The organism is Erwinia persicina (assembly GCF_014838825.1).
GTDB classification, from domain to species: domain Bacteria; phylum Pseudomonadota; class Gammaproteobacteria; order Enterobacterales; family Enterobacteriaceae; genus Erwinia; species Erwinia persicina_A.
Genome location: NZ_JACYMO010000003.1, coordinates 282,901 through 304,730 on the forward strand (window position 1 = coordinate 282,901; position 21,830 = coordinate 304,730).

Genomic DNA, 21,830 nt, shown 5'->3' on the forward strand with positions numbered 1-21,830 from the left:
ACCATGTCAAATACTGGAGAAAAAGCGGCTGTCAAACCTGCCAGCCTGCCCATGGATCAGTGGATTGAGTCCCGCATTGCTCGTTTTTCCGGGCGTAAATATGACTGGGAGGCGCTGAAGTTTCAGGCCGATTTTGACCCCAAATACCGACGGGCACAGATGCGCTATATCGGTACGGGGGCGACCGGGGTTGCCGCCGATGGTAATACCGTCCCTGCGGAGAATTTTACCTTCTCGACAATGGTGTTACCGGCAAAATGTGAAGGCCCGCTTCATCTGCATGACGATGTGGAAGAGGTGTTTTTTATGCTGAAAGGGTGCATCACGCTGATGGTGCAGGACGGCGACGGCTATTACGAAACCGTGCTGAACGAGCGCGATCTGATATCCGTTCCGGCGGGCATTTATCGCGGCCTGTTTAACCACGGCGAGGAAGAGGCGCTGATGTGCGTGATGCTGGGCACGGCGAAACCGCATATTCCGACCTACCCCGCCGGACACCCCCTGTCACGAGTTAAGCGCCAGCCGGTATCGTCATGATTGCGTGGCATGAAGCGGGAAGCGGCCCGGCGCTGGTTCTGCTTCATGGCATCAGTTCAGGCAGCAGTAGCTGGCATAAACAGCTGAACGATCCGCGGTTGCAGGGCTGCTGTCGTATCCTGGCCTGGGACGCGCCAGGCTACGGAAAGAGCCTTGCCCTGACGGAGGCGGAACCCGCCGCCGAACGGTATGCCGGGGCGCTGGCACAGATGCTGGATGATGCCGGAGAGCAACAGGTGGTGCTGGTGGGGCATTCGCTGGGGGCATTGATCGCCAGCGCCTTTGCCGTGAGCTATCCGCAGCGGGTTAAGCATCTGGTGCTGGCCGACCCTGCGCAGGGCTATGGGCGGGCGACGGTGGAAAAACAGCAGCAGGTGCTCATCCAGCGTCAGCAGCAGCTGGCAGGAGGTCTGGAGAAACTGGCTGCCACCCGGGCGGTCAGGTTGTTGCGGCCCGATGCTGATGAACGCGATGTGGCTACCGTTGCCGCCGGGATGCGGCGGCTTAACCCATCGGGTTTTCTGCAGGCGGTATCCCTGCTGGTGCATGAGGATATCCATGGCTGGCTGGCGAAAAACTCCCGCCCGACCGAAGTGTGGTGTGGTGAGATGGATACGATAACGCCGCCGGTTCAGGCTCAGGATCTTGCCCGCGGTCAGGGCTTCCCCTACCTGCCGATCCCCGGGGCCGGCCATGCCAGTTATCTCGACAATGCGGCCTTTTTTAACCGCCAGCTGCGGCGGGTGATCACCGGAGAGGAAAATGGATCTTCACATTAGAGGGCGGGTCGCGGTAGTGACGGGCGGGTCGTCGGGCATCGGATTCGCCACGCTCAAACTGTTGCTGGCGGAGGGGGCCCGAGTCGCGTTCTGCGGCCGCAATACCACCCGACTGGCCAGTGCTCACGCCGCACTGCGCGAGGCCTACCCCGAAGCCGACATGCTGGCACAGCACTGTGATGTGCTGGATCAACAGGCAGTAGAGCGGTTTGCTCAGGCGGTCAGTCAGCGATTTGGGGCTGCAGACATGCTGATCAACAACGCCGGGCAGGGCTATGTGGCTAATTTTAGTGATACGCCACGTTCCGCCTGGTTACAGGAGGCGGAACTGAAGCTGTTTGGCGTGATTAATCCGCTTGAGGCGTTTTTACCGGCGCTGGAGCGTTCGGATATTGCGTCAGTGACCTGCGTTAATTCACTGCTGGCCCGTCAGCCGGAAGAGCACATGATCGCCACCTCGGCGGCCCGTGCGGCCCTGCTCAACCTGACGCTGTCGCTGTCGAAGGCGCTGGTCCACAAGGGCATCCGTGTTAATGCGATTTTGCTGGGCATGGTGGAGTCCGGCCAGTGGCGACGGCGTTTTGAACAGCGAGAAGACCAGCAGCAGAGCTGGGAGCAGTGGGCCACGGCCCTGGCGGAAAGACGCGGTATTCCCCTCGGGCGTTTAGGTAAACCGGAGGAAGCGGCGCGGGCATTACTTTTCCTTGCGTCTCCCCTGGCCTCTTTTACCACCGGTGCGGCACTGGATGTTTCCGGCGGATTCTCGCGGCAGCTATAAGGATACCCATGAAAAAAATTATGTTGATCGGCTTTGGTGTCATGGCGCAGGAGGTGCTTGCGCGCCTGCCGGCAGGCGTCACTCCCGGCTGGATCCTCGCACGCGAACATCATCATCCCGCTATTCTTTCCCGTTTTGACGGGCAGGTTAAGGCTATCGTTTCTCCTGAACAGTGCGACGGGGAGCCTGACCTGGTGCTGGAGTGTGCCAGCCAGCAGGCCGTTGGGGAGTATGCAGAGGCGATCCTGCTGCGTGGCTGGCGGCTGGCCATCGTCTCAACGGGGGCGCTGGCGAATGAGGTGCTGCATCAGCGTCTCCGGCGCGCCTGCAGTCAGGGCGGGCAGCTGATCCCGCTTTCCGGGGCCGTGGCCGGACTGGACGGGCTGGCAGCCGCAAAGGTCGGTGGGCTGTTGAGCGTGATGTACCAGGCCTGTAAAAGTCCGGAAAGCTGGCGCGGCAGCCGGGCGGAAACGCTGCTCGACCTCAATACCATTACTACCCGGCAGGTGTTTTTTCGCGGCAGCGCCCGGGAAGCTGCACAGCAGTTCCCGGCCAATGCCAACGTGGCGGCCACGATTGCGCTGGCGGGGATGGGGATGGATCTGACTCGCGTTGAGCTGGTGGTGGACCCTGACACGTTGCGCAATACGCATACTCTTCATGCCGCCGGCAGTTTTGGTGAGCTGTATCTGGAACTTCGGGGGTGCCCGTTAGCCCGCAATCCGAAAACCTCGTTACTGGCGGCGCTCAGTGCCGTGCAGATCTGCCGTCAGCTGATTGACGCGTGAAGGAAAAAGAGATGGAAACAGTAAAGCTGTACCTTGCCGGAGAGTGGCGGGAAGGGCGCGGGGAACGCTTTTGCAGTACTTTCCCCGCTGACGGGACGGTGAATGCCTGGCTGAATGCAGCCAGTCTTGACGACGTAGAGCTCGCCGTCAGCGCGGCTGAATGTGCCTGGCGTCAGCCTGAATGGCGCTACATGCTGCCGCACCAGCGTGCGGCGATCCTGCACCGCGTCGGCGATCTGATCCTTGCCCGACTGGAATCACTGGCAGTATTACAAACGCGGGATAACGGTAAGCCGCTGGCGGAAACGCGTGGGCTGGTGGCCAGTGCAGCGGCCACTGCCCACTACTTTGCGGCCGCCTGTGAGGTAATGGAAGGTGAACTGCCGCCGCCGCGCAGCGCTGATTTCATCACCTTAAGCCATTACGAACCGATCGGCGTGGTCGCCGCCATCACCCCGTGGAACTCCCCGATTGCCAGTGAAATGCAGAAGGTCGCTCCGGCACTGGCAGCGGGTAATGCTGTCGTGCTGAAACCGGCTGAAGCCACGCCGTTAATGGCACTGCAGCTGGCTTCGCTGTTTGAAGAGGCCGGTCTGCCGCCCGGCCTGTTAAGCGTGCTGCCGGGGAAAGGGTCGGTAGTGGGAGAGGCGCTGGCACGACATCCGCTGGTGAAAAAGATCTCGTTCACCGGCGGCACCCGCACCGGACGTCTGCTGGCACACGTGGCGGCTGACAGGCTGATCGCCACCTCGCTGGAATTGGGGGGGAAGTCGCCGACCATCGTGCTGGAGGACGCTGATATTGAGCAGGCCGCGCGCGGCATCTGTTATGGCATCTTCAGCTCTGCCGGGCAGGCCTGCATCGCCGGAGCGCGCCTTTTCGTTCACCGTTCGCTGTATCAGCCACTGCTTGACCGGCTGCTGACCCTGACGAGGGGATTATCTCTTGGCGATCCGTTACAGCCCGGTACGCATATAGGCCCGCTGATCAGCGCTGCACACCGTCAGTCAGTGGCGGAATATGTGGCACTCGCACGGGCAGAAGGGGGGGAGATCCTCTGCGGCGGCAGGGCTCCGGACGATGCAGCTTTCGCGCAGGGAAACTGGTTCGAACCGACGATTATTGCCGGACTCAATAACCAGGCGCGGGTGTGTCAGGAGGAGATCTTTGGGCCGGTGCTGGTCGTGATGCCCTTTGATGATGAGGCCGGATTGATCGCCCAGGCGAATGATTCGATCTATGGCCTGGCGGCAGGGATCTGGACGCGGGACATCACCCGTGCGCTGCGGCTGGCCGGGCAGCTGGAGACCGGAACGGTATGGATCAATACCTACAAAGTGTTCTCGGTGGCGACCCCCTTTGGCGGCGTAAAACAGAGCGGTCTGGGACGTGAAAAAGGACTCCAGGGGCTCAAAGCCTGGATGCAGCAGAAGAGTATCTATCTGGCGACGACCCCGGCCATTAATGGCTGGAGCGACTAACTTCGGACGGAAGAGCATTATGAGTGAGACGATAACGGTAGGGGAAGCTCTGGCGCGTACGCTGGAACAGTATGGCGTAACCACGCTGTATGGCATTATTTCTATTCATAATTTACCGATTGCTGATGCGATCGGCCAGCGGGGTAAGCTGCACTTTGTTCCGGCACGCGGCGAGGCGGGGGCGGTCACCATGGCCGATGCTCACGGTCGTTTTAGCGGGCTGGGTGTTGCATTAACCAGTACTGGTGCCGGGGCAGGGAATGCGGTGGGCGCACTGCTGGAAGCGATGAATGCCGGCACGCCGCTGCTGCATCTGACCGGCCAGGTGGAGAAAGTCTGGCTTGACGCTGACAGCGGGTTTATTCATGAGGCCCGCGATCAGCTGGGTTTCCTGCGTGCCAGCAGTAAAGCTGCGCTACGGGTGCATTCCCCGCAGCAGGCGGTGGCGGTAGTCCATCGTGCTATTCAACTGGCACAAACCCCACCCTGTGGACCGGTCTCTGTGGAGATCCCGATTGATATTCAGAATAGCCAGATACCCGTAACGCTGGTCACGGCTGCGGTGGGGCCATTATCACCTCCGGCTGCGCCAGACAGGGTGATCAACGACCTGGCAGAGAGGATCAGAGGCGCACGCCGTCCGCTGTTGTGGGTGGGCGGCGGGGCACTGGGCTGTGAGGCGGCGGTTTCGAGGCTGGCCGATGCGGGCGTGATGGTGATTTCCAGCGCGCACGGGCGTGGTATTTTGCCCGATGCACATCCGCGCAGTCTGCGGGCCTTCCATAATTCTCCCCCGGTCGAGGCGCTGATGGCGCAGAGCGATCTGACGCTGATTGCAGGATCGCGCCTGCGCAGTAATGAGACCCGCAGCTGGACGCTGACGCTGCCGCAGCCGAGAATTCAGATCGACCTCGATCCCGCCGCCGCCAGCCGTAATTATCAGGCGGATGCGGTGCTTAACTATGACTGCCGCTCGCTGCTGAATGCGGTGGCGGAGCGGCTGTCGCCACGGGTGGATCCGGCGCTGGATAGCGCTATTGCTGATGCGGTAGCCCGGTCAGAGCAGAGGCTGCGTCAGGAGTGCGGCGTGTATGCCGCGCTGAATGATGCCGTGGCAGCGGCATTACCGGCCGACGGTATTCTGGTGCGTGATATCACCGTTTCCGGCAGCCTGTGGGGCAGCCGTCTGCTGCCTGCCAGCGGACCGCTGCAGAATATTCACTCCCTGGCCGGTGCCATTGGTATGGGGCTGGCGATGGCCATCGGCACGGCGCTGGCGAATCCGCAGCGCAAAGTGGTGGGGCTGGTCGGCGACGGGGGACTGGCACTGGGCCTGGGGGAACTGGCGACGCTGGTGCAGGAGCGGGCTAATGTCACGCTGCTGGTGATGAACGACGGGGGCTACGGAGTGATGCGGGGGATTCAGGATAAATACTTCGCCGGACGGCAGTATTATAACCAGCTGCACACCCCGGACTTTACCCTGCTGGCCCGGTCGATGGGGCTGCGGGCGTGGAGCGTCGATGCTGCCACTGACTTTGCCGGTGTGCTGGCAGAAGCGGTCGCCCTGCCGGGGCCGTCGTTAGTCGTGGTCAATATGAAGGCGATCGGGCCGCTGCACTTTGCCGGGCCACCGCAGAAAACACTGTATTGATACGGCGGGTGGGAGGGGGCTGACCAGAACAGAAGGTCAGCCCCTACAGACCGGGGCGACCTGCGTTTCAGTCGCCCTGTGTCACCGGTCAGGCATTATTTACCGGCGGCAATACGCTGTTTGATATGGTCAGCACGCGCCTGGGAAGCCGGGTGTGAATCAAACATGCTGCTTTCATGCGTCCCTTCCAGTTTGGCTAACTTCTCAAAGCTGGTCACCAGCCCCTGCGGGTTGATGTTACGTTTCTTCAGCAGATCGAAGGAGTAGTCATCCGCCTGGGACTCCTGGCTCTGAGAGAACTGGGCATTGACCAGCTTCTCACCGATATCGCCGAGCTGTGACTGCGACAGCGAGGCCGCCACGCCACCGGCTGACGCAGCGGCAGTACGGATTGCCGTGGTGGAGTAAGCCAGCTGCATCGCTTTACGGGAGTGGCCCAGCGCCACGTGACCCATTTCATGGCCCAGTACGCCTTCAACTTCATTATCGGTCATCAGATCCATCAGGCCGCTGTAAACGCGGATACAGCCGTTTGCCATGGCCCAGGCGTTGACGTCTTTGGTCAGGTAAACTTTATAGTTCGCCGGGGTGCCGTTGATATTGTCGCCGAGTGCGGCTGAGATTTTGCTCAGGCGTTTGGCATAAGTGCTGCTGGCCGGGGCGATCTGCGCTTCGCTGTCCATCTGCTGACAGGATTTATCACTTAACTCTTTAACCTGTGCATCGCTCAGTGTGGCGGCCTGCCAGGCCTGCGTACCCGACTGCATCAGCGTGTTTGCATCAAAATTCTGACACCCGGTCAGGGCAGTCGCCAGCGCCAGCGCGGCAAAAGAAAAACGTTTGTTCATTCCAGTTCATCCATTAAGGTAACAAGGTATTTAAAATCAGAAAGTTGCAAAATTACGCCGGGCGAAAAATCGCCGGCGCGAGATGTGTTATAGCGCGTGTTCACGTGGTTGCATAGTCACCATCCTCTCAAACGGCAACATATGTGATTCTTTTTACATCCCGCGCCATGTACATGTTACCCGTATTTCATGTACATTGATGGTCGACTTTCCTTCGGCTTTGCCTGATAACTCATTCATTACAATAGGTTAAGGACGGCGAAGCGTTAAATCCGACCTGGAGTAGAAAATGTCTTCTCGTAAAGAGCTTGCCAACGCCATTCGCGCATTAAGTATGGATGCGGTGCAAAAAGCCAAATCCGGCCACCCGGGTGCCCCGATGGGGATGGCCGATATCGCCGAAGTTCTGTGGCGTGACTTCCTCAACCACAACCCAGAAAACCCACTTTGGGCCGATCGTGACCGCTTCGTGCTGTCTAACGGTCACGGCTCAATGCTGATCTACAGCCTGCTGCACCTCAGCGGATACGATCTGCCCATCAGTGAACTGGCTAACTTCCGTCAGCTGCATTCCAAAACCCCAGGTCACCCGGAATACGGCTACACCGTCGGTGTGGAAACCACCACCGGTCCACTGGGCCAGGGCATCGCCAACGCAGTGGGCTTTGCCATTGCTGAACGCACGCTGGCCGCGCAGTTCAACCGTCCCGGCCACGATGTGGTTGACCATAACACCTACGTGTTTATGGGCGACGGCTGCATGATGGAAGGCATCTCCCACGAAGTCTGCTCGCTGGCTGGTACGCTGAAGCTGGGCAAACTGGTGGCGTTCTATGATGACAACGGCATCTCTATCGACGGCCACATTGACGGCTGGTTCACCGACGATACGGCGACACGCTTTGAGTCTTACGGCTGGTACGTCGTGCGCGGCGTGGACGGACACGATGCAGACGCCATCAAAAAAGCGGTGGAAGAAGCCAAAGCGGTGAGCGATAAGCCTTCTCTGCTGATGTGCAAAACCGTGATCGGTTTCGGTTCACCGAACAAAGCCGGTACGCACGATTCCCACGGTGCACCGCTGGGTGATGACGAAATCGCCCTGACCCGTAAACAGCTGGGCTGGAACCACGCGCCGTTTGAGATCCCTGCCGATATTTATGCACAGTGGGATGCGAAAGAAGCTGGCCGTGCAAAAGAAGCGTCATGGAACGAGAAGTTTGCCGCTTACGCCAAAGCCTTCCCGGAGCTGGCGGAAGAGTTCTCCCGCCGCGTGAAGAACGAACTGCCGGCCAACTGGGAAGCCGAGTCGCAGAAGTTCATTGAACAGCTGCAGGTTAATCCGTCTAAAATTGCCAGCCGTAAAGCGTCGCAGAATGCCATCGAAGCCTTCGGCAAACTGCTGCCGGAGTATCTGGGCGGTTCCGCTGACCTGGCACCCAGCAACCTGACGATGTGGTCCGGTTCTAAGCCGATCAACGAAGATGCGGCGGGTAACTACATCCATTATGGCGTGCGTGAATTCGGTATGACTGCCATCGCGAACGGTATCACCCTGCACGGCGGTTTCCTGCCGTACACGGCGACCTTCCTGATGTTTGTCGAATATGCCCGTAACGCGGTGCGTATGGCCGCGCTGATGAAAATCCGCCAGGTCATGGTCTACACCCATGACTCCATCGGTCTGGGTGAAGATGGCCCGACTCACCAGCCGGTCGAGCAGATGGCCAGCCTGCGTGTGACGCCAAATATGAGCCTGTGGCGTCCGTGTGACCAGGTGGAGTCAGCCATTGCGTGGAAATACGCGGTTGAACGTCAGGACGGCCCTACGGCCCTGATCCTGTCCCGTCAGAACCTGGCCCAGCAGGACCGTACGGCAGAACAGCTGGCAAACGTCGCCCGCGGTGCTTACGTGCTGAAAGATTGCGCCGGTACGCCTGAGGTGATCCTGATCGCCACCGGTTCAGAAGTTGAACTGGCCGTCGGTGCGTATGACCAGCTGACTGCGGAAGGCCGTAAGGTTCGCGTGGTGTCTATGCCATCGACTGATGCGTTCGACAAGCAGGATGCGGCTTATCGTGAGGCTGTGCTGCCAAAAGCGGTCAGCGCACGCGTCGCGATTGAAGCCGGTATTGCGGATTACTGGTACAAATACGTCGGCCTGAACGGCGCTATCGTCGGCATGACCAGCTTCGGTGAGTCTGCTCCGGCTGAGAAGCTGTTCGATCTGTTTGGCTTCACGGTAGAAAACGTGGTGGCCAGGGCGAAAGGCCTGCTGTAACCGTCCGGCATCGCCCTTCGGGGCAGTAAGCTGCCAAAAAGGCATCGCATTGCGATGCCTTTTTTTATGGCGGCAGTCAGTCCCGCACGATGTCAGCCAACTGCGCTGCATCCAGATCCCAGCCTGCGGTGCCTTCCTGCGGCAGGAAATGACCGTCATCCGTGCCAATTTCCTGCTGATACAGGGTATTCAGTTTCTGATTAAGCCACATGATTAACGGACGTGATGCCTGCGGATCGCGGGCGAGGTTATTCATTTCCTGCGGATCGTTTTCCAGGTCATACAATTCCAGATCGTTCAGCGCCAGCAGCTGATCCCAGGTCTGGGGCATATTGTGCTGGCGCAGAGAGAAGTAGCGGGCAAATTTGTACCGCCCGTCAAAAATCATCCGTATGCCCGTGCGTCGCCTGAAATCAGGGGAGAGGGCTTTCATTGCAAAATGCTTTTCATCCGGGGTCAGCGCCTTATCGTCGCGCAGGCGAAACATCTTACGCAGATACTCGCGGTCGATATACAGCATCATGTCGTAACAGTAGAGGGTGGCGTTGCGTATCTGGTGCAGTGTTGCCTGCTCAGGCTGGCGGATCAGCGGGCTGAAATCCACACCCTTGCGGTCCTGCAGCAGTGAGGCGCGCTGCGCCTGGGGCCGCCCGGTCAGCCCCAGCAGGGTGGGAACCAGATCCAGGTGGCTGGTCAGTGCCTGACAGCGTTTACCGCCAGGATAGTCCGGATGGCTGACGATCATCGGCACGTGCACCTGCTGGTTGTAAACGCAGGTGCCCTTACCGTGCATCTGATGATAACCCTGCAGCTCCCCGTGATCGGAGGTGAATACCACAATGGTTTTCTGCCGCAGGCCCAGCGCGTCCAGTTCTTCCAGCAGGCGAACCAGGTGGCTGTCATGATCGCGGATGCAGTTAAAATAGTAGTCGCGCAACTTCTTCCAGCGGCGATCCTCATCAGGGAACTGTCCGACCAGCATGGCTCTGGCCTGCTGATAGTCCCACTGGGCAGCGGGTCTGCCGGCCTGATCAAAAGGCTGATGACGGCTGTCGGGCAGGGGGCTGGTATCCCAGCGGGCAGCATAGAGGGTATTTTCCGGCGGTTGCGCCGGACTCATCGGCTGATTCTCATTCAGCGCCTGATGCCACTGCACCCTTTCCCCCGGGGCATCGGTATCGATAAACATGACATCGTGCGGGTTAACCAGGTTGACGGCGAGCAGCCAGGGCTGCTGCGCATCGGCCATATTTCGCCCTTTGCCGCGTAGCCAGCTGACAGCCTGCGCGGTGGTCAGACTGTCATAGACGTAACCGCCCTTGCGCAGGCCAATCAGGTCACCGATGCCGGAATAATCGTCAAAGCCATATTTCTGCATCTGCTGATGCAGCGGCGCATGATCCATATCGTCGATGTTGCCGGAAGGAACGCTGTTCAGCGAGTGATCGAGCAGAGTAGAGAGGTGCCACTTCCCTTTGTAAGCGGCATAGTAGCCTAACGGCTTTATCAGCGAGGCGAGGGTACCCAGTTCCGGGGAGAGACTCCAGGGCATCCACGGCATGCCGGCATTATCAAACATCCGCGTCTGTGGCATATGCAGACCGGTATACATCACCGAGCGCGATGAGGTGCAGACGCAGCTGTTGATATAATGGCGGGTGAACGTGGTGCCGGTGTTCATCAGGCGCTCACGGCCCGGCACGGGAAAAGGGTAGTGGTCGAAGTAACGTTCCTGATCGGAAGTGACAAACAGGATGTTATAACCCTCTGGGAGTTGCTGCGGTGCCCGGGGAGGAGGGGAAGCCGGGACGGGGACGGGGACGGGGGCGTTGGCTGTGCCGGCGGCCAGGGCCGGGGGAAGTAACTGGCTGCTGGCGAGGACCCCGGCACCTTTCAGCAGGGTCCGGCGCGAAATGCCGGATTTATCTGGATTGTGTTCGGCCACGGGAGGCTCCTTTCTCTGGTGTGTTAATCAGACGTTAAAAACAGAAAGTAAGCGCTTCCCCAGACCGCAGATAGACATAAGGTGTGATCTGACTAAAAAATGGCCAGTGGGGGTGCCGTGTGGCGGAAAGTCCGGGATTTTTTAACAAGTTTTGTCTGATTTTGTGACGTAGATCGAAAGTTGAGGGGCGTAATTGATCCCGATCATTCCTATTATTCCTGACATCAATTATTCTAGCTGAAGCGTTTCAGTTAGCTGTTCCGCCACGACCCGCTTGCCGGCAGACACGGGTAAGGGGGCAAGAATGTCCTGTACAAATCGTGGTGGCTGGCTCAGGCTAATCCTCCGATTTCATAGTGAATTCTGATGCAGGAGTGATATGACGGTTCGCATTGCCATTAACGGATTTGGTCGTATAGGGCGCAACGTATTGCGTGCCCTGTATGAAACCGGTCGCCGTGCTGAAATCACGGTGGTGGCCATCAATGAGCTGGCAGAGGCCGCCGGTATGGCGCATCTGTTAAAATACGACACCAGCCACGGGCGGTTTGCCTGGGAGGTCCGCCAGGAGCGCGATCAGCTGTCCGTCGGTGATGACACCATCCGTCTGTTACATCATGCTGATATTGACGCGCTGCCCTGGCGTGAGCTGAATGTGGATATTGTGCTGGACTGTACCGGGGTTTACGGCAGCCGTGCGGATGGCGAAGCTCATCTGCAGGCCGGGGCGAAAAAAGTGCTTTTCTCCCACCCCGGCGGCAACGACCTGGATGCCACCGTGGTGTTTGGCGTGAATGAAAAAGATCTCCTGCCTGAGCACAGACTGGTGTCTAACGCCTCGTGCACCACGAACTGCATCATTCCCATTATTAAATTGCTGGATGATGCCTGGGGCATTGAATCAGGAACGGTCACCACCATTCACTCGGCGATGCACGACCAGCAGGTGATTGATGCGTATCACCCGGATTTACGCCGCACGCGTGCCGCCAGCCAGTCGATTATTCCTGTTGATACGCGACTCGCCGCCGGGATCACGCGTTTCTTCCCAAAATTTAATGACCGCTTCGAAGCGATAGCCGTGCGCGTGCCGACCATTAATGTGACGGCCATTGACCTTAGCGTCAGCGTGCGGGATGCCGTCAGTGCCTGCGAGGTTAACGCGCTGTTGCAAAGTGCGTCAGAAGGGGCATTTAGTGGTATAGTTGACTACACGGAATTGCCGTTAGTCTCCATTGATTTTAACCATGATCCGCACAGTGCCATTGTTGATGGCACCCAAACGCGGGTCAGTGGTCAGCACCTGATCAAGACGTTAGTCTGGTGCGATAACGAATGGGGCTTTGCCAACCGTATGATCGATACGACCTTGGCGATGGCCACAAGCGGTTTCAGGTAAGGCGCGTACAGCGTCTGTAAAACTTTGAGAATCAACGAGAGGGTTCACCATGTCTGTAATTAAGATGACCGATCTGGATCTGGCTGGTAAACGTGTTCTGATCCGTGCGGATCTGAACGTGCCAGTTAAAGAAGGGAAAGTGACGTCAGATGCACGTATTCGCGCTTCACTGCCGACAATTGAAGCGGCGTTGAAGCAGGGCGCAAAAGTGATGGTTACCTCTCACCTGGGTCGTCCGACCGAAGGTGAATACAACGAAGAGTTTTCTCTGCTGCCGGTAGTCAACTACCTGAAAGACAAGTTGGGCGCAGACAACGTGACGCTGGCCAAAGATTACCTGGAAGGCGTTGAGCTGACCGCCGGTAAACTGGTGGTGTTGGAAAACGTGCGCTTCAACAAAGGCGAGAAAAAAGACGACGAAGCCCTCTCTAAAAAATACGCTGCACTGTGCGACATCTTTGTGATGGATGCGTTCGGTACTGCTCACCGTGCGCAGGCCTCTACGCACGGCGTGGGTAAGTTCGCGCCGATTGCCTGTGCCGGTCCGCTGCTGGCCAATGAGCTGGAAGCCCTAGGCAAAGCCCTGAAAACCCCGGCGCGTCCGATGGTTGCCGTAGTGGGTGGCTCTAAGGTCTCCACGAAGTTCGACGTGCTGAACTCGCTGGTGAACATTGCTGATACCGTGATCGTCGGTGGCGGTATCGCCAACACTTTCGTGGCTATCGATAACAACGTGGGTAAATCACTGTACGAGCCTGATTTTGTTGAAGCCGCAAAAAAACTGCGTGATGAATACAAAATCCCGGTGCCGACTGACTCCCGCGTAGGCACGGAATTCTCTGAAACTGCCCCGTCTACCGTGAAGAAAGTGTCTGAAGTTCAGGACAACGAAGAGATCATGGACTTCGGGGATGAGACTGCGCTGGCCATGGCTAAGTTACTGAAAGAAGCCAAGACTATTCTGTGGAATGGCCCGGTCGGCGTGTTTGAATTCCCGAACTTCCGTAAAGGCACTGAAATTATTGCCAACGCCATTGCAGACAGCGACGCATTCTCCATTGCAGGCGGCGGTGATACGCTGGCGGCTATCGACCTGTTCGGTATCGAAGATAAAATCTCCTATATCTCTACCGGTGGCGGTGCGTTCCTTGAGTTCGTGGAAGGCAAAACCTTACCTGCGGTTGCTATGCTGGAAGAGCGTGCGAAGCAGAAGTAATTAAACCTCAGTGCGGGGTGCATGACGCCCCGCATGAGAACCGAATCCTTTAATACGACCGAAGAAACAGGACAAGCTAACATGTCTAAAATTTTTGATTTCGTAAAACCTGGCGTTGTCACCGGTGATGACGTGCAGAAGATCTTCAAAGTGGCGAAAGAGAACAAATTCGCCCTGCCAGCCGTTAACTGCGTCGGCACTGACTCCATCAACGCCGTACTGGAAACTGCTGCGAAAGTAAAAGCACCAGTGATCATTCAGTTCTCCAACGGTGGCGCTGGCTTCATCGCGGGTAAAGGCCTGAAATCAGACAAACCACAGGCTGCTGCCATCTTTGGCGCAATCTCTGGCGCACACCATGTGCACCTGATGGCTGAACATTACGGCGTGCCGGTGATCCTGCACACCGACCACTGCGCGAAGAAACTGCTGCCGTGGATCGACGGTCTGCTGGACGCGGGCGAAGAGCACTTCGCTAAAACTGGTAAGCCGCTGTTCTCTTCTCATATGATCGACCTGTCTGAAGAGTCACTGGAAGAGAACATTGAGATCTCCAGCAAATACCTGGCGCGCATGGCGAAAATCGATATGACTCTGGAAATCGAACTGGGTTGCACCGGTGGTGAAGAAGACGGTGTGGACAACAGCCACATGGATGCTTCAGCCCTGTACACTCAGCCAGAAGACGTTGATTACGCCTACACCAAGCTGAACGCGATCAGTCCACGTTTCACCATCGCTGCCTCTTTCGGTAACGTACACGGCGTGTACAAGCCAGGCAACGTGAAACTGACGCCGACCATCCTGCGTGATTCTCAGAAATACGTCAGCGAGAAACATGGTCTGCCAGAGAACTCCCTGGACTTCGTGTTCCACGGTGGTTCCGGTTCATCTGCCGCTGAAATCGAAGAGTCTATCGGTTACGGCGTGATCAAAATGAACATCGATACTGATACCCAGTGGGCAACATGGGACGGTATTCTGCAGTACTACAAAAAGAACGAAGGCTATCTGCAGGCGCAGCTGGGTAACCCGGAAGGCGCTGATAAGCCAAACAAGAAGTTCTACGATCCTCGCGTCTGGCTGCGTGCTTCACAGTCTTCGATGATCGTTCGCCTGGAGCAGGCATTCAAAGAGCTGAACGCAGTCGACGTACTGTAATCTTCCCTTTGGTTAAAAAAGGCCCTGATGGGCCTTTTTTTATACGCAAAATCCGGAATTTTTAAGTAATTGTGTGACTTGTTTGGCACAACAACAAATGTTGTTTACCCTTAACTCCACCGGTTGTCGTTACAGCGGCAGTGAATTGAACGCCCGCTCAGGGCAAACAACAGGACAGGGTAATGGACGAGTTAAATGTGGTAAACGGCCTGAATAATGCAGGCGGATGGCTGGTACGTAACCAGGCATTACTGTTGAGCTATGCAGTCAATATTGTTGCGGCTATTGTCATTGTTATCATCGGGATGATTGCCGCCCGCTTCATTTCAAATGCTGTTAATAAACTTCTGGTAACACGAAAAATCGACCCGACCGTGGCGGATTTCCTTTCCGGTCTGGTGCGTTATGGCATCATTGCTTTTACGCTGATTGCCGCTATGGGCCGCGTTGGCGTACAGACCGCATCGGTGATTGCCGCGCTCGCTGCCGCAGGCTTTGCCTTTGCGCTGGCACTGCAGGGGTCGCTGTCTAACCTCGCCGCCGGCGTACTGCTGGTGACCTTCCGTCCCTTCCGTGCGGGTGAGTTTGTCGACCTCGGCGGCGTCATGGGGACCGTGCTCAACGTGCAGATTTTCTCCACCACGCTGAGAACGGCAGATGGCAAAATCGTGGTAGTGCCGAACGGCAAAATCATCGCCGGAAACATCATCAACTTTTCGCGTGAGCCGGAGCGCAGGAACGAATTTATTATCGGCGTGGCTTACGATGCTGACGTGGACCAGGTACTCAAACTGCTGCGTGAGGTGGTCGATGCCGAACCGCGCGTGCTGCAGGAGCGTGGCGTGCAGATCGGCCTGAATGAGCTGGGCGCATCCTCAGTGAACTTTGTGGTGCGCTGCTGGAGCAAGGCGGGCGATCTGCAGGACGTCTACTGGGACCTGATGAAAAACTTTAAGCGCGCGCTGGATGCGAATAATATCGGCATTCCTTATCCGCAGATGGACGTGCATCTGCATCAGGTGAAAACAGCGGAGCAGGCGACTCACGCTCAGGAGTGAACCCGCACCGTGAAACCGGCCCCCTGACTGAGCCAGCCAGGGGGCTTTTTTTGCCCCAAAATGGTGATGATCGGGCGGGGATACGAACGCCGGGGCGTGACGTTATTCCTGCAGGCACCGGTTTTGCGCGCATTATTAGCATTATTTATGCAGCATTAAATCTTTCAATTTCCCCTAATAATTGAGTCGCTATACACTTTGCCGAAATCGTAAAGGGTGAGGTGATTATTGTGTTATCCATTTTTTTTCAGGGCGTTGCCATGGGTGCCGCGCTTATTCTTCCGCTGGGCCCGCAAAACGCGTTTGTGATGAACCAGGGCGTACGCCGTCAGTATCATCTGATGACCGCTGCGCTCTGCACCCTGAGCGATATTGTGCTGATCTGTGGTGGCATCTTTGGCGGTAGCGCATTGCTTAATCAGTCTGCGCTGCTGCTGAACGTGGTGACCTGGGGTGGCGTCGCCTTCCTGCTGTGGTACGGCTGGGGCGCGCTGCGTACCGCATTCAGCGGCGACGTGCAGCTGGCCTCTGCGGCCGCGCTGAAGCAGGGGCGCTGGCGCATTGTGGCCACGATGATGGCGGTCACCTGGCTTAACCCGCACGTTTATCTGGATACGTTTGTAGTGCTGGGGAGCCTGGGCGGACAGCTACCGGAAGAGGCCCGCCGCTGGTTCGCCCTCGGCTCTGCCAGTGCCTCCGTGCTGTGGTTTTTCGGCCTGGCGCTGCTGGCGGCCTGGCTGGCACCGCTGCTCAATACCGCGCGCGCCCAACGAATAATTAACCTGCTGGTCGGGCTGGTCATGTGGGGGATTGCGCTGAAACTGGCGTTGCAGGCACTCTCCTGAAGTTAACAGGAACTCACTATCAGAATTGATGTCCTAGTGTGACGCGCCAATGCGCACTAAAATATCTTGTACCGCCAGATTTTGACGGAACAATACGCTACCGGAACCCGCTTTTTACCCGGTGGCGTTCTCGCTGATGATGATGACCCCATGGAGGATGCTTTGAAGCTCACTAAACTGGCTCTGGCCGCAATGATTGGATTGGGCACGTTGCCACTGGCTGTACAGGCAGATGAACTACCGAATGGCCCACACGTGGTGACCTCCGGTCAGTCCAGCGTGGATGCTGCGCCGGATATCGCCACCCTCGCGATTGAAGTCAGTGTGTCTGCTAAAGATGCTGGCGAAGCGAAAAAGCAGGCTGACAGCCGCGTACAGCAGTATTTTGACTTCCTGGATAAAAGCGGTATTGAGAAGAAAGATATCAATGCGGCTAACCTGCGGACCCAGCCAGAATATGACTACCTGAAAGATGGTAAGTCAGTGCTGAAGGGCTACCGTGCCGTGCGTCAGGTTCAGGTGACGCTGCGTCATCTGGATAAGCTGAATGAGCTGCTGGACGGCGCGCTGAAATCAGGCCTGAATGAGATCCGTTCGGTGGAACTGGGCGTTGCCAATCCGGAAGAGTACAAAGCGAAGGCGCGTAAAGCCGCCATTGATGATGCAGTGAAGCAGGCCGGGGATCTGGCGCAGGGCTTCGGCAGCAAGCTGGGGCCGGTATACAGCATCCGCTATCATGTTGCTAACTATCAGCCAATGCCGATGGCCCGGATGTACAAGGCCGCTGACGCGGCACCGATGACCTCTGCCGCGCAGACTTACGAACAGCAGAGTATTCATTTTGACGATCAGGTCGATGTGGTGTTTGAGCTGCAGCGTAACCCTTAATGCCGGATGGGCTGACCGATACTGACGGTCAGCCCCTGAGCAGAATTCCACCGGGGCCGGGTCCGACCCTGACAGATTGTTATTCCGTATCCTGACGCAGTACGCGATGGCCGTGCGCCAGCAGTGCGTCAGTCACCTTACGCATCAGGCGGCTTTCCGGAGCAAAGCGGTGCCAGTACAGCATCCGGCGCTGCAACAGGCCCGGGGTTAAATCAATCAGCTCCCCTTCCGCCAGTTCGCGCTCGATTTGCAGGTGCGGGATCATACAGCAGGTGGTGCCCTGACGGGCCAGCTGGACAAAGGCTTCTGACGAGTTAACGATGTGGCAGGGCACGCTGCCCGGCGACAGGTCAAAGTTCTGCTGTAAAAATGCCTGATGCATATCATCCAGATGATCGAAGGCCACTGCCGGGGCTTTCAGCAGCGCCGAGCGCGTCACACCGTTCGGGAAGTAGCGGGCGGCAAACTCCTTCGACCCCACAAAAAGATAGTCGAGCGCGCCGAGCTGATCGACCAGACAGCTGGGCAACGGCTGCGGCTGAATACTCACGGCACCGACCACTTCCCCGCGTCGCAGGCGTTCCTGAGTGCGGGTTTCATCTTCCACCTGAAGATTCAGACGCACCGGGGAATCAGTCAGTACCGTTTTCAGCGCGGGCAGCAGCCAGGTTGCCAGACTGTCGGCGTTCACTGCCAACGACAGCAGCAGGGGCGTGGTGCCGCTGATATCGTCACCCAGCCACTCTTCTTCCAGCAGCTCCACCTGGTGCAATAAGGCCAGCAGCTTCTGACCCTGCTCCGTCGGGCGCGGCGGTACGGTCCGCACCAGCAGAGGCTGGCCGAACATATTCTCAAGCTGCTTGATACGCTGCGAGACCGCTGACTGAGTAATACAGAGCTTTTGCGCGGCACGTTCAAAGCCGCGTTCACGAATCACTGCATCCAGCGCCTGAAGCGTTCGATAATCCGGGCGTTTCATTAATCGTTGTACTCTCTTTCAGGTGTGGTTCTGCACTATGCCATATTTTTCGTGTTTTGCCTTTGGCTGGCATCACTGACCTGTCCGCCACTTTGTGGGGTGGGTTCCATTCCTGTCAATCAAAGACCCTGTTAGGCGGTTTTTTTTCTCAGCCTTGCTTTATACTACGCGCACACAGTGACTGACAGGTTTTAAACATACCATGACACAGGATGAACTGAAAAAAGCCGTAGGCTGGGCAGCGCTGGATTATGTCACGCCGGGCACCATCGTTGGGGTGGGAACGGGGTCGACTGCTGCGCATTTTATTGATGCTCTGGCCTCGATCAAACACCAGATTGAAGGGGCTGTCTCCAGTTCGGAAGCCTCCACGGCTAAGCTGAAAGAGTATGGCATCCACGTTTTTGATCTGAACGAAATCGATGAGCTGTCGGTGTATGTTGACGGCGCAGACGAAATTAACGGTCAGATGCAGATGATCAAAGGCGGCGGCGCGGCGCTGACGCGCGAAAAAATTATTGCTGCCGTGGCCGATCGCTTTATCTGTATTGCCGATGCCTCTAAGCAGGTCGATGTGCTGGGGCGCTTCCCGCTGCCGGTCGAAGTGATCCCCATGGCGAGGTCGTATGTCGCCCGTGAGCTGGTCAAGCTGGGTGGGCAGCCTGAGTACCGTCAGAACGTGGTGACCGACAACGGCAACATTATTCTCGACGTGCATAATCTGAAAATTATCGACCCCGTGCGTCTGGAAACCGCGATTAACGCGCTGCCTGGTGTGGTCACTGTCGGGTTGTTTGCTGCCCGCTGCGCCGATGTTGCGCTGATCGGTACGGCTGACGGCGTGCAAACCATTCAAAAATGATCTGCCCGCTGGCGGTTATTTTTACCTAAAAAACATCTTTTCTTTTGCAGGCAATATTTAGTGACTTATGTCACATTCAGGCTGCCTGAAGCGCGATCCTCCTGATGGTTCGCGCTGCACCACGATTTTCTATCGCAATGTTCTGGCCGACCGTGTTGCCATGCTGGCAGCCAGGCAATCGTTTGTATTGCTGCGGGCGTAAATTTTGTTATTTTGACAGAAGGCTATCTTATATCCCCGCTGTTTTTACCCTTTCTGCAGGCTGACGTTACGCCTGTAAACGGGAAAGCCCGGGGGTGAAGCCACATCTGAAGTCAGCTAAATAGGGTCGGGAAATGGCAAAAGTATCACTGGAGAAAGACAAGATTAAATTCCTGCTGGTGGAAGGCGTTCACCAGAGTGCAGTTGATAATCTGCGTTCTGCTGGCTACACCAACATTGAATTTCACAAGGGCGCACTGGACAGCGAAGCACTGAAAGAGTCCATCCGCGATGCCCACTTCATCGGGCTGCGTTCGCGTACTCACCTCACCGAAGAGATCTTCGCCGCGGCAGAAAAACTGGTCGCAGTTGGCTGTTTCTGCATCGGCACCAACCAGGTGGATCTCAATGCGGCGGCGAAGCGCGGCATTCCGGTGTTTAACGCACCTTTCTCCAACACCCGATCCGTGGCTGAACTGGTTATCGGTGAACTGCTGCTGATGCTGCGCGGCGTGCCGGCGGCCAACGCTAAAGCACACCGGGGCCAGTGGCATAAGCTGGCAGTGGGTTCCTATGAAGCTCGCGGCAAAAAGCTGGGGATCATTGGTTACGGTCACATTGGTATGCAGCTGGGCGTGCTGGCGGAAAGCCTCGGGATGCACGTCTTCTTCTATGATATCGAAAGCAAACTGCCGCTGGGTAATGCGACCCAGGTGCAACATCTCTCCGACCTGCTGAATATGAGCGATGTGGTGAGCCTGCACGTGCCGGAAACCCCATCTACCCAGAATATGATGGGGCCGGACGAACTGGCGCTGATGAAGCCGGGTGCGCTGCTGATCAATGCCTCGCGCGGGACCGTGGTCGATATCCCGGCTCTGTGCCACGTCCTGGCCACCGGGCACCTGGCCGGTGCGGCGATTGACGTCTTCCCGGAAGAGCCGGCGACCAACAGCGATCCGTTCAACTCGCCGCTGTGTGAGTTTGATAACGTGATCCTGACGCCACATATCGGGGGCTCCACGCAGGAAGCACAGGAGAACATTGGTATTGAAGTGGCAGGCAAGCTGGCGAAGTACTCAGACAATGGATCGACGCTGTCTGCCGTTAACTTCCCGGAAGCCTCACTGCCGATGCACGGCGCAAACGCCAGTCGTCTGATGCACATCCATGAGAACCGTCCCGGCGTGCTGACGGCGATCAACCTGATCTTTGCCGATCAGGGGATCAACATCTCTGCTCAGTATCTGCAAACCACGCCGCAGATGGGCTATGTGGTGATCGACGTCGATGCACCGCAGGATGTGGCTGATAAAGCCCTGCAGCTGATGAAGGCTATTCCGGGCACTGTACGCGCACGTTTGTTGTACTGACAGACGGGCTGACCGGATAAGAAGGTCAGCACCGGTACAATACCTTTGAGGGGCGACTTTTTGAGTCGCCCCTTTTGCTTTCACCACTGCCACAGCCTGGACGGCGTGATCAGCGCCGGTAATGGGATATCCCACTCCGCGACGGGTAAGCGCTCCACCTGCTGACAGTCATGCGCCAGACCCACCGGCAGAAAGCCGTGCTGCTGCCAGTTCTGCAGTGTTCTGTCATAAAACCCGCCGCCCATACCCAGACGCTGGCCGCTGGCATCAAACGCCACCAGCGGTACCATCAGCACGTCCAGCTCACTAAGCGGCAGCAAATGACGGATATCCAGCGGCGGTTCGGGTATGCGCAGGCGGTTATTGCGCAGTTCGGTATGTTCATCGTAATGCAGGAACAACAGCTGACCGCGAGAGAAAGGGTGCAGAACCGGAAGATAAACCCGCTGCTTACGCTGCCAGAGTTTGGCAATGAGCGGCCGGGTATTGATTTCACCGTCGACAGAGAGAAACAGCGCGATATTCTTCGCTTGCTGTACCGGGGCAAAATTCAGGGCATGGTCAGCGACCTGTACGGCAGCAAGCTGCTGCTGTTCATGGCTGAGTTCTCGCCGGAGGTGGCGGATATGGGTGCGGATGTCCTGACGGTCGCAAAGAGGGAGGCTCATAGCTGGCCACTCCAAAAGCAAAAGGTGTTTTTCAGATTGCCGGGTCTTGCAGAGAGTATAAATAGCAGAAAAAAACAGTGGAGATA

General features: G+C 57.3%; 19 protein-coding genes. 15 read left to right on the forward strand and 4 right to left on the reverse strand.

The features are described from left to right. The first annotated feature begins 3 nt into the window (after window positions 1-3). Genes IFU29_RS10490 through IFU29_RS10515 form a run of 6 tightly spaced genes read left to right on the forward strand, consistent with a single transcriptional unit; the run spans window position 4 to window position 6,020 of the window. Window positions 4-540 (forward strand): cupin domain-containing protein, encoded by a 537-nt coding sequence (locus tag IFU29_RS10490; protein ID WP_191933886.1) that lies wholly within the window; start codon window positions 4-6, stop codon window positions 538-540. After that, entirely contained in the window at window positions 537-1,319 is a 783-nt protein-coding gene (locus tag IFU29_RS10495) for an alpha/beta fold hydrolase (protein WP_191933887.1), read from the forward strand. The genes IFU29_RS10490 and IFU29_RS10495 overlap by 4 nt, the downstream gene beginning before the upstream one ends. After that, window positions 1,303-2,097 (forward strand): SDR family oxidoreductase, encoded by a 795-nt coding sequence (locus IFU29_RS10500; RefSeq protein WP_191933888.1) that lies wholly within the window; start codon window positions 1,303-1,305, stop codon window positions 2,095-2,097. Before IFU29_RS10495 ends, IFU29_RS10500 begins: the two co-directional genes overlap by 17 nt. 8 nt (window positions 2,098-2,105) lie before the next feature. Next, window positions 2,106-2,885 (forward strand): aspartate dehydrogenase, encoded by a 780-nt coding sequence (locus IFU29_RS10505; protein WP_191933889.1) that lies wholly within the window; start codon window positions 2,106-2,108, stop codon window positions 2,883-2,885. 11 nt (window positions 2,886-2,896) lie between these two features. Then, on the forward strand, window positions 2,897-4,366 hold the full coding sequence (locus tag IFU29_RS10510; protein ID WP_191933890.1) for an aldehyde dehydrogenase: 1,470 nt from the start codon (window positions 2,897-2,899) through the stop codon (window positions 4,364-4,366). 19 nt (window positions 4,367-4,385) lie between these two features. Next, entirely contained in the window at window positions 4,386-6,020 is a 1,635-nt protein-coding gene (locus IFU29_RS10515) for a thiamine pyrophosphate-binding protein (RefSeq protein WP_191933891.1), read from the forward strand. Between the two features lie 95 nt (window positions 6,021-6,115). Here the strand turns inward: IFU29_RS10515 and IFU29_RS10520 are convergent, their stop codons facing one another. Beyond that, window positions 6,116-6,868, reverse strand: a complete 753-nt coding sequence (locus tag IFU29_RS10520) for a M48 family metallopeptidase (protein WP_191933892.1) — start codon at window positions 6,866-6,868, stop codon at window positions 6,116-6,118. Between the two features lie 289 nt (window positions 6,869-7,157). On the opposite strand from IFU29_RS10520, the gene tkt reads away from it, so the two are divergent. Next, window positions 7,158-9,149, forward strand: coding sequence for a transketolase (tkt, locus tag IFU29_RS10525; RefSeq protein ID WP_191933893.1), 1,992 nt, complete (start codon window positions 7,158-7,160; stop codon window positions 9,147-9,149). Between the two features lie 76 nt (window positions 9,150-9,225). On the opposite strand, the gene IFU29_RS10530 is transcribed toward tkt, so the two are convergent. Further along, window positions 9,226-11,094, reverse strand: a complete 1,869-nt coding sequence (locus tag IFU29_RS10530) for a sulfatase-like hydrolase/transferase (RefSeq protein WP_191933894.1) — start codon at window positions 11,092-11,094, stop codon at window positions 9,226-9,228. Between the two features lie 379 nt (window positions 11,095-11,473). On the opposite strand from IFU29_RS10530, the gene epd reads away from it, so the two are divergent. From epd to IFU29_RS10560, 6 genes are all read left to right on the forward strand, one after another. Then, window positions 11,474-12,493, forward strand: coding sequence for an erythrose-4-phosphate dehydrogenase (gene epd / locus IFU29_RS10535; RefSeq protein ID WP_191933895.1), 1,020 nt, complete (start codon window positions 11,474-11,476; stop codon window positions 12,491-12,493). Between the two features lie 49 nt (window positions 12,494-12,542). Beyond that, window positions 12,543-13,709 carry a phosphoglycerate kinase gene (pgk, locus tag IFU29_RS10540; protein WP_191933896.1) on the forward strand — a complete coding sequence of 389 codons (1,167 nt, stop codon included), beginning with the start codon at window positions 12,543-12,545 and terminating at the stop codon, window positions 13,707-13,709. 81 nt (window positions 13,710-13,790) lie between these two features. Then, entirely contained in the window at window positions 13,791-14,870 is a 1,080-nt protein-coding gene (gene fbaA / locus IFU29_RS10545; RefSeq protein ID WP_062744306.1) for a class II fructose-bisphosphate aldolase, read from the forward strand. A 182-nt stretch (window positions 14,871-15,052) separates the two neighbouring features. Next, the gene (gene mscS / locus IFU29_RS10550; protein ID WP_191933897.1) at window positions 15,053-15,928 is read left to right on the forward strand and encodes a small-conductance mechanosensitive channel MscS; all 876 of its coding nucleotides are present in this window, start codon (window positions 15,053-15,055) and stop codon (window positions 15,926-15,928) included. Between the two features lie 230 nt (window positions 15,929-16,158). Further along, a complete protein-coding gene (gene argO / locus IFU29_RS10555) occupies window positions 16,159-16,773 on the forward strand; it encodes an arginine exporter ArgO (RefSeq protein ID WP_191933898.1) in 615 nt (204 codons plus the stop codon). A gap of 162 nt (window positions 16,774-16,935) precedes the next feature. Beyond that, entirely contained in the window at window positions 16,936-17,661 is a 726-nt protein-coding gene (locus IFU29_RS10560) for an oxidative stress defense protein (protein WP_062744349.1), read from the forward strand. 79 nt (window positions 17,662-17,740) lie between these two features. Here IFU29_RS10560 and IFU29_RS10565 read toward each other — a convergent pair whose 3' ends face one another. Beyond that, window positions 17,741-18,640: a LysR family transcriptional regulator ArgP gene (locus IFU29_RS10565; RefSeq protein WP_062744303.1), complete on the reverse strand. Its 900-nt coding sequence runs from the start codon at window positions 18,638-18,640 to the stop codon at window positions 17,741-17,743. A 202-nt stretch (window positions 18,641-18,842) separates the two neighbouring features. Here IFU29_RS10565 and rpiA point away from each other — a divergent pair, with 202 nt between their 5' ends. Both rpiA and serA read left to right on the forward strand, forming a co-directional pair. After that, window positions 18,843-19,502, forward strand: coding sequence for a ribose-5-phosphate isomerase RpiA (gene rpiA / locus IFU29_RS10570; protein WP_062744302.1), 660 nt, complete (start codon window positions 18,843-18,845; stop codon window positions 19,500-19,502). Window positions 19,503-19,837: 335 nt separating this feature from the next. Continuing rightward, window positions 19,838-21,076, forward strand: a complete 1,239-nt coding sequence (serA, locus tag IFU29_RS10575; RefSeq protein WP_191933899.1) for a phosphoglycerate dehydrogenase — start codon at window positions 19,838-19,840, stop codon at window positions 21,074-21,076. Window positions 21,077-21,156: 80 nt separating this feature from the next. Here the strand turns inward: serA and IFU29_RS10580 are convergent, their stop codons facing one another. Further along, window positions 21,157-21,744: a 5-formyltetrahydrofolate cyclo-ligase gene (locus tag IFU29_RS10580; protein WP_191933900.1), complete on the reverse strand. Its 588-nt coding sequence runs from the start codon at window positions 21,742-21,744 to the stop codon at window positions 21,157-21,159. Window positions 21,745-21,830: the final 86 nt, after the last annotated feature.

Excerpts from the sequence above, each read along its gene's own strand:
- IFU29_RS10520 (WP_191933892.1), bottom strand. The coding sequence starts at position 6,868 with ATGAACAAACGTTTTTCTTTTGCCGCGCTGGCGCTGGCGACTGCCCTG.
- pgk (WP_191933896.1), top strand. The coding sequence starts at position 12,543 with ATGTCTGTAATTAAGATGACCGATCTGGATCTGGCTGGTAAACGTGTT.
- IFU29_RS10580 (WP_191933900.1), bottom strand. The coding sequence starts at position 21,744 with ATGAGCCTCCCTCTTTGCGACCGTCAGGACATCCGCACCCATATCCGC.
- IFU29_RS10505 (WP_191933889.1), top strand. The coding sequence starts at position 2,106 with ATGAAAAAAATTATGTTGATCGGCTTTGGTGTCATGGCGCAGGAGGTG.
- IFU29_RS10495 (WP_191933887.1), top strand. The coding sequence starts at position 537 with ATGATTGCGTGGCATGAAGCGGGAAGCGGCCCGGCGCTGGTTCTGCTT.
- serA (WP_191933899.1), top strand. The coding sequence starts at position 19,838 with ATGGCAAAAGTATCACTGGAGAAAGACAAGATTAAATTCCTGCTGGTG.
- fbaA (WP_062744306.1), top strand. The coding sequence starts at position 13,791 with ATGTCTAAAATTTTTGATTTCGTAAAACCTGGCGTTGTCACCGGTGAT.
- IFU29_RS10565 (WP_062744303.1), bottom strand. The coding sequence starts at position 18,640 with ATGAAACGCCCGGATTATCGAACGCTTCAGGCGCTGGATGCAGTGATT.
- rpiA (WP_062744302.1), top strand. The coding sequence starts at position 18,843 with ATGACACAGGATGAACTGAAAAAAGCCGTAGGCTGGGCAGCGCTGGAT.
- tkt (WP_191933893.1), top strand. The coding sequence starts at position 7,158 with ATGTCTTCTCGTAAAGAGCTTGCCAACGCCATTCGCGCATTAAGTATG.
- mscS (WP_191933897.1), top strand. The coding sequence starts at position 15,053 with ATGGACGAGTTAAATGTGGTAAACGGCCTGAATAATGCAGGCGGATGG.
- IFU29_RS10500 (WP_191933888.1), top strand. The coding sequence starts at position 1,303 with ATGGATCTTCACATTAGAGGGCGGGTCGCGGTAGTGACGGGCGGGTCG.
- IFU29_RS10490 (WP_191933886.1), top strand. The coding sequence starts at position 4 with ATGTCAAATACTGGAGAAAAAGCGGCTGTCAAACCTGCCAGCCTGCCC.
- epd (WP_191933895.1), top strand. The coding sequence starts at position 11,474 with ATGACGGTTCGCATTGCCATTAACGGATTTGGTCGTATAGGGCGCAAC.
- IFU29_RS10515 (WP_191933891.1), top strand. The coding sequence starts at position 4,386 with ATGAGTGAGACGATAACGGTAGGGGAAGCTCTGGCGCGTACGCTGGAA.
- IFU29_RS10510 (WP_191933890.1), top strand. The coding sequence starts at position 2,897 with ATGGAAACAGTAAAGCTGTACCTTGCCGGAGAGTGGCGGGAAGGGCGC.